This is a genomic window from Virgibacillus siamensis, assembly GCF_039522605.1.
Classification (GTDB): Bacteria; Bacillota; Bacilli; order Bacillales; family Amphibacillaceae; genus Lentibacillus; species Lentibacillus siamensis.
Map to the genome: position 1 here is coordinate 141,500 of NZ_BAAADS010000009.1, position 12,280 is coordinate 153,779.

General features: G+C 44.4%; 10 protein-coding genes and 1 riboswitch. Of the genes, 1 reads left to right on the forward strand and 9 read right to left on the reverse strand.

Annotated elements, in window-relative coordinates; genetic code table 11:
* The 8 genes from purF to purE are packed head-to-tail and all read right to left on the reverse strand — an operon-like array spanning position 1 to position 8,146.
* On the reverse strand, positions 1–1,410 hold the full coding sequence (purF, locus tag ABD010_RS06955) for an amidophosphoribosyltransferase (RefSeq protein ID WP_343811534.1): 1,410 nt from the start codon (positions 1,408–1,410) through the stop codon (positions 1–3).
* A complete protein-coding gene (gene purL, locus ABD010_RS06960) occupies positions 1,386–3,614 on the reverse strand; it encodes a phosphoribosylformylglycinamidine synthase subunit PurL (RefSeq protein WP_343811536.1) in 2,229 nt (742 codons plus the stop codon). Before purL ends, purF begins: the two co-directional genes overlap by 25 nt.
* Entirely contained in the window at positions 3,598–4,281 is a 684-nt protein-coding gene (gene purQ / locus ABD010_RS06965; RefSeq protein WP_343811538.1) for a phosphoribosylformylglycinamidine synthase subunit PurQ, read from the reverse strand. Before purQ ends, purL begins: the two co-directional genes overlap by 17 nt.
* A complete protein-coding gene (gene purS / locus ABD010_RS06970) occupies positions 4,278–4,529 on the reverse strand; it encodes a phosphoribosylformylglycinamidine synthase subunit PurS (protein ID WP_343811540.1) in 252 nt (83 codons plus the stop codon). Before purS ends, purQ begins: the two co-directional genes overlap by 4 nt.
* Entirely contained in the window at positions 4,526–5,239 is a 714-nt protein-coding gene (purC, locus tag ABD010_RS06975; RefSeq protein ID WP_343811542.1) for a phosphoribosylaminoimidazolesuccinocarboxamide synthase, read from the reverse strand. The genes purS and purC overlap by 4 nt, the downstream gene beginning before the upstream one ends.
* Complete coding sequence (gene purB, locus ABD010_RS06980; protein ID WP_343811544.1) at positions 5,240–6,541, reverse strand: adenylosuccinate lyase; 1,302 nt, start codon at positions 6,539–6,541, stop codon at positions 5,240–5,242.
* Complete coding sequence (gene purK / locus ABD010_RS06985; RefSeq protein WP_343811546.1) at positions 6,538–7,668, reverse strand: 5-(carboxyamino)imidazole ribonucleotide synthase; 1,131 nt, start codon at positions 7,666–7,668, stop codon at positions 6,538–6,540. The genes purB and purK overlap by 4 nt, the downstream gene beginning before the upstream one ends.
* On the reverse strand, positions 7,655–8,146 hold the full coding sequence (gene purE, locus ABD010_RS06990; RefSeq protein WP_343811548.1) for a 5-(carboxyamino)imidazole ribonucleotide mutase: 492 nt from the start codon (positions 8,144–8,146) through the stop codon (positions 7,655–7,657). Before purE ends, purK begins: the two co-directional genes overlap by 14 nt.
* A gap of 135 nt (positions 8,147–8,281) precedes the next feature.
* Positions 8,282–8,381, reverse strand: a riboswitch (purine riboswitch).
* A gap of 211 nt (positions 8,382–8,592) precedes the next feature.
* On the opposite strand from purE, the gene ABD010_RS06995 reads away from it, so the two are divergent.
* Entirely contained in the window at positions 8,593–10,011 is a 1,419-nt protein-coding gene (locus ABD010_RS06995; RefSeq protein WP_343811550.1) for a sigma-54 interaction domain-containing protein, read from the forward strand.
* A gap of 151 nt (positions 10,012–10,162) precedes the next feature.
* On the opposite strand, the gene betA is transcribed toward ABD010_RS06995, so the two are convergent.
* A complete protein-coding gene (gene betA, locus ABD010_RS07000) occupies positions 10,163–11,848 on the reverse strand; it encodes a choline dehydrogenase (RefSeq protein WP_343811551.1) in 1,686 nt (561 codons plus the stop codon).
* Positions 11,849–12,280 lie beyond the last annotated feature (432 nt).

The window sequence follows — 12,280 nt, forward strand, 5'->3', positions numbered from 1 at the left end:
CTAACTTTTCGAGTAGGAGATGGTTGATTCTTTTTCCTTTTTAACCGGATACTTGCCGGTCATGCATGCCGTACAAATCCCCTGATGAATTGTCTTATCTTTAACAATCGCTTGTTCAAGCCCATTTTCCGACAAATATGCAACACTGTCTGCACCAATCTGATCGCACAGTTCATCCAGCGTATTATTGGCGGCAATCAGTTCTTCCTTTGATGACATATCAATTCCGTAATAGCATGGACTGATAATCGATGGAGAAGCAATGCGGACATGCACTTCTTTTGCACCAGCCTCTTTCAGCATTCGTACAATTCGTCTGCTTGTTGTACCGCGCACAATCGAGTCATCAATCATGACAACCCGTTTACCTTCCACAATTCTACGGACCGGAGATAGCTTCATTTTAACCCCCTGTTCCCGCAGCTCTTGTGAAGGCTGAATAAACGTTCGGCCGATATAACGATTTTTGATGATTCCCATTTCATATGGAAGCCCCATTTGCTCCGCATAGCCTATGGCAGCTGAGATGCTTGAATCCGGCACTCCTGTTACTACATCAGCTTCAGCGGGGGCTTCCTTTGCTAGTTCCATTCCCATCCGTTTACGGGAAGCATGAACATTCACATGGTTCAAATCACTGTCCGGCCTTGAGAGATAAACATATTCCATCGCACACATCCGGCGCTGTTCGCGCATCGCAAATCGAGTCGATTCCACACCATCATCACTGATTGTCAACAATTCCCCCGGCAAAACTTCACGTTCAAAGGTGGCGCCAATTAAATCAAATGCACACGTTTCAGAAGCTACCACATATGCATCGCCAAGCCGGCCAATTGATAATGGACGGATGCCTCTTGGATCAAGCGCGACATACATTCTGTCCTCGGTCATAATCAGGTAGGCATATGCACCGACAAGCTTTTGCAATGCGTCTATAATGGCTTCTTCCTTGTCTGCTTTCGTACTCCGCTTGATCAGATGGGCGAGCACCTCTGTATCAGATGTCGTCTGCAGAATACTTCCCTCATTTTCAAGCTCGCCTCGAAGTTCAAATGCGTTCATAACATTACCGTTATGCGCAAGCGCCATGCTGCCCTGCTGCGTATGAAACAATAATGGCTGTACATTCGCATACCCTTTATCTCCCTGGGTTGAGTATCGGACATGACCAATTGCTGCTTTACCGGCAAGGTCGGAAAAATTTGCTTGTTTAAATACATCATTAACGAGTCCAGTATCTTTATGAATCTTCAAAGATGTACCATCACTGACGACCACTCCGGCACCTTCCTGCCCGCGATGCTGCAGGGCATGAAGACCGTAATATGTCAGTTCCGCTGCCTTTTCGTGACCCCAGATTCCAAACACACCGCATTCCTCATTTATGCCTTTGATTTCAGTAAGCATGGGATTGCTCCTTTCCAAAGTTTACTGAGCTGGCTGGTATCTTCCTTGATTATCGCTGCATTATTGACAGTTACATTCAACATTCCAGAGCCATTTACAGTTCCGATATGCTGATAGTCGTTTATTACCTTTTCAAATGCTTCCTGATTTTTCGGTTTTACGGTTACTAGAAAACGGGATTGTGATTCACTGAACATTTGCACCGTAGGATCCCCTGCCAGATGGACATCTGCGCCGAGTCCGTTTTGGTCAAATGTACTTTCGGCAAGCACCACACCAAGCCCGCCTTCTGCCAGATCATGTGCTGACTGAACGAACCCGCTGCGGATTGCCTCATGCAGCTGCTTCTGTCGGGATGCCTCCACTTCCAAATCAATCGCAGGTGCTTTTCCTTCATACTTGTCACCTACGACTTTTTGCAGTTCACTTCCACCAAATTCAGCGTTGGTTGTCCCGATTAGATAAATCAAGTCACCTTCCTGCTGAAAAACATTTGGTATCAAATGGTCAAGCGACTCGAGCAGACCTACCATCCCAACGACAGGTGTCGGAAAAATTGATGTTCCTTTTGACTGATTAAACAATGAAACATTACCGCTGATGACGGGAGTTTCAAGCATTCGGGATGCTGCACTCATGCCTTCCACACTTTTTTCCATCTGCCAGAACACTTCGGGGTTTGTCGGATTTCCAAAATTCAACCCGTCGGTAAGCCCTAACGGACGGGCACCGGAGCAGACAATATTACGGGCAGCCTCAGCAACCGCAATCTTTCCGCCGGTTTCTGGATCAAGATAAATATACCGGGAATTACAGTCCGTTGTAATAGCCAGCGCCTTATCCGTGCCTTTAATCCGCACCACTGCAGCGTCCGAACCCGGTGTAACGACTGTATTGGTCTGGACCATCGAATCATATTGGTCATAAACCCATTCCTTACTGGCAATTGTCGGCTGCTGCAACAGCTGTTTCAGCATTTCCGCATGATGTTCCACTGCTGGAACTTTATTGTCCATCTGTTGGTATTCTTTGAAATATTCCGCCTCTTTTGCTGGCAGGTGGTACACAGGTGCCTCTTCAGCCAGTGCATCGACCGGAATATCTGCCACCATTTCACCATGCTGTTTCAGACGAAAAACTTTTTCTTCCATTACTTCACCGACTGCTACTGCCTGCAGTCCGTATTTTTCAAAAATAGATATAATTTCCTGCTCACGGCCTTTTTTGACAACAAGCAGCATGCGTTCCTGTGATTCCGACAGCATTAATTCATAGGCGTTCATGTTCTGTTCGCGCTGCGGAACAAGATCCAAATCCATTTCCAGTCCAGTGCCGGCCTTGCTTGCCATCTCGCTTGCCGATGATGTCAGTCCGGCAGCTCCCATATCCTGCATGCCAACAAGAGCATCCGAATGAATCACCTCGAGACACGCCTCGATGAGCAATTTTTCCATAAATGGATCTCCAACCTGAACTGCCGGACGATCTTTATTCGAATCCTCAGCCAGATCATCTGATGCAAAAGTTGCCCCATGAATGCCATCCCGTCCTGTTGGAGCACCGGCATAAAGCACTGTATTTCCAATTCCTTTGGCAATGCCTTTCTGGATGTCATCATGGTTGATTAATCCAACACACATCGCGTTGACAAGCGGATTATCCTCATAGCTGTCATCAAACTGAACTTCCCCGCCAACCGTTGGCACGCCGACACAGTTTCCATAACCGGCAATACCGTGGACAACTTCCTGAAAAAGATATTTTACACGTTCGGTGGTGAAATTTCCGAACCGAAGCGAGTTCATCAGGGCGATTGGACGTGCACCCATGGAAAAGACGTCACGAATTATTCCACCGACACCTGTTGCAGCACCCTGATATGGCTCTACCGCGGATGGATGGTTATGGCTTTCCACTTTAAATACAACCGCCTGATTATCACCAATATCGATAACACCAGCTCCCTCACCAGGTCCTTGCAGAACATGCGGACCTTCCGTCGGGAATTTCTTTAACAAGGGCTTCGACGTTTTATAGCTGCAATGCTCCGACCACATAACAGAAAAAATGCCTGTTTCGGTAAAATTCGGACGGCGCTTTAGGATGTTTTTGACCATGTCGTATTCCTGATCGTTCAATCCCATATCTGTGTACAGTTTTTCACGCTCGATCTGTTCCGGACTAATATCATGTGTTGATAACATAAACGTCCCTCCAATTCTCTACGATGGACTGAAATAGTTTTAAACCATCATCACTTCCGAGCATTTTTTCAACAGCACGCTCCGGGTGCGGCATCATGCCGAGCACATTGCCTTCTTTATTCACAATACCGGCAATATCCGCAATCGAGCCATTCGGATTGTTTTGATAGGTGAACACAATCTGATTATTCGCTTGTAACCCGGCCAGGGTTGCTTCATCACAGAAATAGCTGCCTTCACCATGTGCAATTGGGAAATGAATGACTTCAGTGTGCTCATAGTTTGTTGTAAATAGAGTCTGATTGTTTTGTACAATAAGCGGTTCCTGATGACACATAAATGCCAGATTTTTATTGCGGAGCATTGCACCGGGCAGCAAACCCGCTTCCAAAAGTATTTGAAAACCATTACAGACGCCCAGAACCGGTTTGCCTTTTCCCGCCGCTGTTCTGATTTGCCTCATCACATCTGATGTGGATGCAACAGCACCTGAACGAAGATAGTCCCCATATGAAAAGCCGCCTGGCAGCAGAATCCCGTCATAGTTTTCCAGACTGCTGTTCTCATACCAGACAAGTTCCGCCTCTTCTTTCAACACCTCTTTTGCGGCATGATACATGTCACGATCACAATTCGACCCCGGAAAAACAACTACAGCAAATTTCACAGGACCTCAGCCTCCTCCACATCGAACCGGTAATCCTCAATTACGGGGTTTGCGAGCAGTTTGTCACACATCTCTTTTACGCGTTGTTCCATGTCCGCTGTTTCTTCCACCATCAGTTCCATATATTTGCCCACACGAACTTCCTCAACAGCCTCATATCCAAGCGAATTTAATGATTCCTGAATGGCCTTCCCTTGTGGATCAAGGACCCCCTCTTTCAGTGTGATATGAACGGTAACTCTTCTCATGACATTGCCTCCAGTCGTTGTAGGATTTCCTGGTAAACCTCCAGCAGATCACCCGTACCCTGCCGGAAAACATCTTTATCCAATTTTTCCTTGGTGGTACTGTCCCAGAGCCTGCATGTATCTGGTGATATTTCATCCGCAAGCACAATATCCCCGCTTGCCAGGCGTCCAAATTCCAGCTTGAAATCTACTAAAGCGATATTAATAGATGCAAAAACTTCCTTTAGTTGTTTATTAACGTGACGTGCTTTCTCTTTAATTTCCACCAGCTCGGCAGCACTGATATCACTCAGCAGTAATGCATGATCATCATTGATGAGCGGGTCACCAAGTTCATCATCTTTGTAAAAAAGTTCAATAAGCGGCGGGGTGAAAGGGGTCTTTTCTTCAATTCCCAGCCTTTTTGTAATGCTTCCTGTCGCCTGATTACGGACAACAACTTCCAATGGAATGATCTCGGTTTGCCGAACAAGCTGCTCTGTTTCGTTCAGCTTTTCAATAAAATGTGATGCAATCCCTTTTTCCTGAAGCAGTTTAAATACTCTGGATGAAATTTCATTATTCAATCTGCCTTTCCCGGAAAAGATTGCTTTCTTCTCCCCATTAAAAGCGGTGGCATCATTTTTGTAGGATAAAACGAGCTGTCCGGGCTGCTCTTTTGCCGTATATACACGTTTTGCCTTGCCTTCATATAACAGGTAAGCTTTCATTTATTCCACCCCAAGTCCGATTCGGTTAAAGATCGCATCAACATTTTTCAGATGATACGTATAATCAAAACAGTCGTCCATTTCATCCTGGGTCAGCTGTGAATTGATTTGTGCGTCATCCTCGACCAGTTTTTTGAAAGGTGTTTCGGTTTCCCATGCATGCATCGCTTTCGGCTGGACAATATCGTAAGCTGCCTCCCGGCTCATACCTTTATTAATTAACGCAAGCAGCACACGCTGTGAAAAAATAACCCCGTGTGTTTTATCAATGTTGCGTTTCATGTTATCCGGAAAGACTGTCAGCTTTTCAACGATGTTGGCGAACCGGTTCAGCATATAGTTCAAGCCAATCGTTGTGTCCGGTAAAATAACGCGCTCAGCTGATGAATGCGAGATATCACGTTCATGCCACAGTGACACATTTTCAAATGCTGTTACCATGTTGCCGCGCAGCACTCGTGCCATCCCAGTCATATTTTCCGAACCAATCGGATTCCGTTTATGCGGCATTGCAGAAGATCCTTTTTGTCCTTTAGCAAAAAATTCTTCCGCCTCACGGGTTTCTGTTTTTTGCAGTCCGCGGATTTCGGTTGCAAATTTTTCAATGGAGGTAGCTATCAGCGCCAATGACGACACATATGCTGCATGACGGTCACGCTGCAATGTCTGCGTTGATACCGGCGCCGGCGACAATCCCAACTTTTCACAGACATACTGTTCCACAAACGGGGCAATATTGGCATATGTCCCAACCGCACCTGACAACTTCCCGAACTCAATATCTCCTGCAGCTGCTTCAAAACGTTCCAGATTACGCTTCATTTCTTCATACCACAGTGCCATTTTCAGACCAAATGTGGTCGGTTCTGCATGGACGCCGTGCGTTCTGCCCATCATGACGGTATGTTTATGTTCAATGGCTTTATTTTTCAAAATATCAATAAAAAGGTGTAAATCTTTTCGAATAATTTCGTTTGCCTGACTGAGCTGGTATGAAAGGGCCGTGTCAACAACATCCGTGGAAGTCAGACCGAAATGGACCCATTTTCGTTCATCCCCAAGCGTTTCAGATACAGCACGTGTAAAGGCAACAACGTCATGGCGGGTCTCCTGTTCTATTTCATAAATCCGTTCCAGATCAAATGAAGCATTCTGACGCAGTTTTTTCACATCGTCCGCCGGAATGACCCCAAGCTCACTCCATGCTTCACATGCCAGAATTTCCACTTCAAGCCATGCGTTGAATTTATTTTCTTCTGTCCAGATAGCACCCATTTCTTCCCGTGTATAACGATCAATCATTGTTTTGCCTCCTCATAAGCTTCAGCCATATCGGTAATCTCTTTAACAGAATTCCCAATAAACGTTACGTGTCCCATTTTTCGTTTTGGTTTAACACCGTCTTTACCGTACAGATGGACAATTCCGTCAGTAAGACCCGGCATCTGAGTAAGTGTCGGCTCCAGATCCTCACCTAAAATATTGACCATCGCCGCACATTTCAGCAGGCTTACTGGCGTTAATTCAAGTCCGCAGACAGCCCGAATATGCTGTCCGAATTGGGAAATATTACAGGCTTCAATCGTATAATGTCCGGAATTATGCGGCCTTGGTGCCATTTCATTCAAAAAGATATTGTCCCCATTCACGAACATTTCAATCGCGAACGTGCCGACAATGTTCATTTTTTCTGCCAGTTTTTTTGTCGCATCAATTGCTTTTGTCTGAACCGTTTCCGAAATATTGGCCGGTACGGTTGTCTGGTAAAGAATATGATCTTTATGGTCGTTCTCAGCAATCGGGAAAAATGCCATTTCGCCTGATTGCGCGCGGGTAAAGACAACGGAGATTTCCCTATCAAACGGAACCCATTGTTCGATAATACATGCCTCATTTTTTTCAACAAATGCACAGGCGGCTTCGATATCGTCCGCACTTTCCAGTTTCAGCTGCCCTTTTCCGTCATAACCCCCGCTGCATGTTTTGATGACTGCTGGAAATGTAAAGTTATCAAGTGCCTGTTCACATGACCCGGCATCCGATACGATATGGAAATATGGCACCGGCAATCCGGCATCCTGCATTACCGTTTTTTCCTTTTCCCTGTTTTGGGTGACTTCCAGTGCATATGCACCCTGCGGAAGTTTGCCGAGTTGTTCCAGATATGTTGCTGCATCCAAATCAACATTTTCAAACTCATAGGTAATGACATCACTTATTTCGGCCAGTTTTTTTATACCGTTCCTATCATCATATGCAGTGGTAATCTGCTCATCGGCCACCTGTGCTGTCGGACAGTCCGGTGTTGGATCAAGCACAGCAATTTTATAACCCATATACCGTGCAGCAATCGCCATCATCCGTCCGAGCTGACCGCCGCCGATAATTCCAATTGTTTGTGGTGGAAGAACTACATTATTTTTTGGCAAGATTGTCCCTCATTTCTTCAACATTTTCCTGCATGGCCGTTCGTGATTCCGTAAGCCGTTCCGCAACGTTTTCATCAAATGCTCCAATTATCTGTGCAGCGAGCATCCCGGCATTTTTGGCACCGGATCTGCCAATCGCTACCGTGGCTGTCGGTACACCGCCCGGCATCTGGACGATGGAGAGCAATGAATCAAGGCCATTCAGTGCTTTTGTTTGAACGGGAACACCGATTACCGGCAATGTTGTCTGCGCCGCAACCATCCCCGGCAAATGAGCGGCACCGCCTGCACCGGCAACAATCACTTTCAATCCCCGGTCGCGGGCTGTTTTAGCGTACTTAAACATCGCATCAGGGGTCCGGTGTGCAGAAATAACATCTTTTTCGTATGAAACACCCAAATCATCAAGCATCGTACATGTATGCTGCATTGTGTCCCAATCTGAAATACTTCCCATGATGACACCAACCTGTGGCATATAAATCCTCCGTTCTCTGGAAAATAATATTCAGGCTTATTTCCTTCACCTGCAAATAAAAAGTCTATTCGTCTCCCCCAAGTATGAGAGAAGATGAATAGACTTTTCTAAACATAATAACGGATCATTGCATGACAATGATTCATCTTCCCTCATAGTCCAGCATTTATGGTGCCGGGTAGAAACTTCCAGGCCGTATCCCCGAAAATATATGAGGTACCGTATTTACTTCTGGTTTTAGAATATCAAAATAGATTCCAACATGTCAATAAAAAATCGAACAATAATAATTCTTTTTTAATCAATGTTCGGTTTTTGCAACAAACATATACTTGTGCTGGCAGCTTAGCCCCATCAGAATTGACTTCTATTTAAAACTACCGCAAATTTATTTTGCGTCTCATTAAATTACCTTTTATAATTGGGAAGTATGAGGAGGATGCTTCATGAAGAATGATGATCAACAGTCGTTAACTCATTTAAATTATTTATATAAACAGCTGCTCAATGAAGTGAATGTCGGTGTTCATGCAATCGATGAACAAGGAAAAACAATTATTTATAATAAGAAGATGATGGAAATCGAATCGATGGAAAGTAATGATGTTCTTGGGAAAAATGTATTGGACGTTTTTTCCTTCAATGAAAACCAGCACAGTACACTTGTCCAGGCACTTAAGACTGGGAAAGTCACCAAAGACGTGAGACAAACATATTTCAATAATAAAGGCAAGGAAATCACCACCATTAACAATACATTTCCCATCATGAAGGACGGCAAAATTACCGAAGCGGTTGAAATTGCAAAAGATGTGACACAATTGGAGCATGTTATTAAAAAGAATGTGTTACATAAAAAAAACAGCAGCTATACGTTTAATCAGATTATCGGAGAAAGTGAAGCATTTACTTCTGTGATTGAAGAAGCAAAACTCGGGACCAGAACAACTTCTTCCGTCCTGATTGTCGGAGAAACCGGTACTGGCAAGGAACTGTTTGCACAAAGCATTCATAATGGAAGTAATCGTTCAAGTGCATCCTTTATCGCGCAGAACTGTGCGGCAATCCCCGAAAGCCTGATGGAAAGCCTGTTATTTGGTACGAAAAAAGGGGCTTTCACCGATGCAGTTGATTCTCCGGGTCTTTTTGAGCAAGCAGATGGCGGGACGTTGCTGCTTGATGAAATCAACTCGCTGAACTCAGCTCTTCAGGCAAAACTGTTACGGGTCATCCAGGAGAAATCCATTAGACGGATTGGTGATACAAAAGATAAAAAAGTCGACGTACGGATTATCACAACGATTAACGAAGACCCGGCTGATATTCTGGCAAACAATCAAATACGAAAAGACCTGTTTTACCGGCTTAGTGTCCTAACCTTACACATACCGCCATTACGGGAAAGAAAAGAGGACATTATATCACTATCCAGGGAATTTATAGCTAAATACAATGCGCTTTTCCATATGAATATACAAAAAATAAGCGATGAAACAATATCCCTTCTGTACCAGCATGACTGGCCGGGAAATGTTCGGGAACTGGAACATACCATCGAAGGGGCGATGAACCTGATTATTGACGAAACAGAAATAAAAACACACCACCTGCCAATCCGCTTCCGAAAAAGATACCAGCATCATGGGGATAATCATGCAAGCGTCAATACAGCGGCTAATCCTGAAACCCCTTCAACTTCCAAAACATTATACGCTAAAATCAATGATGTGGAAAAGGATTATATTGAACAAGTTCTAGCGGAGGCTGAATTTAATATAACACAGGCCGCAAAGACGCTTGGCATCAGCAGACAAAGCCTGCAATACCGGATTAAAAAGCACAAGATTCAACTTTTGACTGTTTAGAAGTGATCGTACCTGATTAGAAAGCAGTTACGAACGACTTAAAAATAGTACCGATCATCGATTTTGATGATCGGTACTATTTTTTTCGGATAATCCCATTATCTATTGTTTAAATTAGATACTTTAAAAAAATACACCGCAAAATTATATCTTATTTATCAACGGTACCTGCGTCTTTCGGATGGACACCGTGACGGTAATAGTCCTTATATTCAGGCTTCATTGGTTTTTGTCCACGGATAATATCAGATGCCTTTTCTGCCAGCATCAACACGGGTGCATGGATATTTCCATTTGTCGTATGCGGCATTGCAGACGCATCCACTACCCGTACGTTGTCCAGTCCATGAACTTTCATAGTATTTGGGTCCACAACAGCCATCGGGTCTGTAGCAGGACCCATTTTTGCCGTACAAGATGGATGAAGTGCAGTTTCCGCATCACTTGCTACCCACTCCAGAATCTCCTCATCCGTTTGGACTGAAGGACCAGGTGAAATTTCACCTGAATTGTACGGTGCTAACGCTGACTGGGAAATAATATCCCGCGAAACTCTAATTGCTTCAATCCACTCACGCCGATCCTCTTCGGTAGACAAATAGTTGAAAACGATACTTGGATGCTGAAAAGGATCACGTGAACGGATTTTCAGACTGCCACGGGAGTTGGAGTACATTGGTCCAACGTGCACCTGGAACCCATGCTCCGTGTCGGCTTTTTGCCCGTCATATCGAACCGCAAGTGGAAGAAAATGGAACATAAGATTTGGATAATCCACACCGTCATTTGAACGAACAAAACCTCCTCCTTCAAAATGATTCGATGCTGCCGGACCAGTACGCCCAAGCAACCATTGCAATCCGATCCAAGGCATTTTTGCTTTATTCAAGCTCGGTTGTTCCGAAACCGGCTGCGGACAAGCATGCTGAATATATACTTCAAGATGATCCTCCAGATTTTCGCCTACCCCCGGCAGATCAACGATTGGTTCAATTCCAAGTGAGCGCAAATGTTCCGCGTCTCCCACACCGGACAATTGGAGCAGCTGCGGCGTATTAAATGCACCACCGGCAAGAATCACTTCTTCCGCATTCACTTTATAGGTTTTTCCATTCTTTTGGTATGTCACACCATTTGCTCGCGTTCCATCAAAATCGATGCTCGTAACAAAAGCACGTGTTTCCACAGTAAGGTTTTTACGTCGCATTGCAGGACGCAAGTAAGCGCCTGAAGCTGATACACGTCTGCCATTGTGCACGTGACTGTCGAACGGACCAAATCCTTCCTGACGAAAACCGTTTACATCCGGTGTTCTGGAGTAACCAGCCTCGACCGCTGCATCAAAAAAGGCATCAAATAAAGGGTTTGTGGCAGGTCCACGTTTCAACTTAACCGGACCATGATGACCCCGGTGTTCATCGGATGGATCTGCTCCAAAAGCAGTTTCCAGTCGTTTAAAATACGGCAGACAATGTGCGTAGTCCCAAGTTTCCATGCCGGGAGCGGAACCCCACCTTTCATAGTCCATCGGGTTTCCACGCTGATAAATCATGCCGTTGATAGAGCTCGATCCCCCAAGCACTTTACCCCGGGCATGTGCGACATTCCGTCCATTCATATATGGCTCAGAGTCAGTAGAGTAAATCCAGTCATAAAAGCGGTTGCCTGACGGAAACATTAAAGCTGCCGGCATCTGAATAAACAGATCCCATGGATAATCACTGCGCCCTGCTTCCAGGACAAGTACACGTTTTGATTTATTTGCACTTAGACGGTTACCGAGTACAGAACCTGCACTGCCGCCGCCAACAATTACATAATCATATGTTTGATTCATTTGTAAAACCTCCTAGATGATTGTAAATGGAATAAAGTGTGCAAGATAACTCATTCATTTTAACTATTCGTTGCAATCATTTTTAAGTGATAATGATACACCTTGCACGCATTGAAATTAACTTAACCCATGACTATGGATGAGCATCTTTCGCGATCCCAATTGCATCAATTAAAATTTATTTTGTTAAATATTTTTTTAATGTATTGAACAAAGTAAATATAACATTGTCGATTAAAATTGTAAAGCCTAAGCTAGACTCCAATTTTTCAATTTTAATAGAAACTGCTTAGAAAACTGTTATTATCAAGTGCATGCATTCTTACTTACCTGCGTAAAAATAGATGCAGATGCTGCTGATGGAAAAAATTTTTATCTTTATTAACTGTTAAAAAAGCATTACAAGCATGCCTGATAGCATGCTTGTAATGC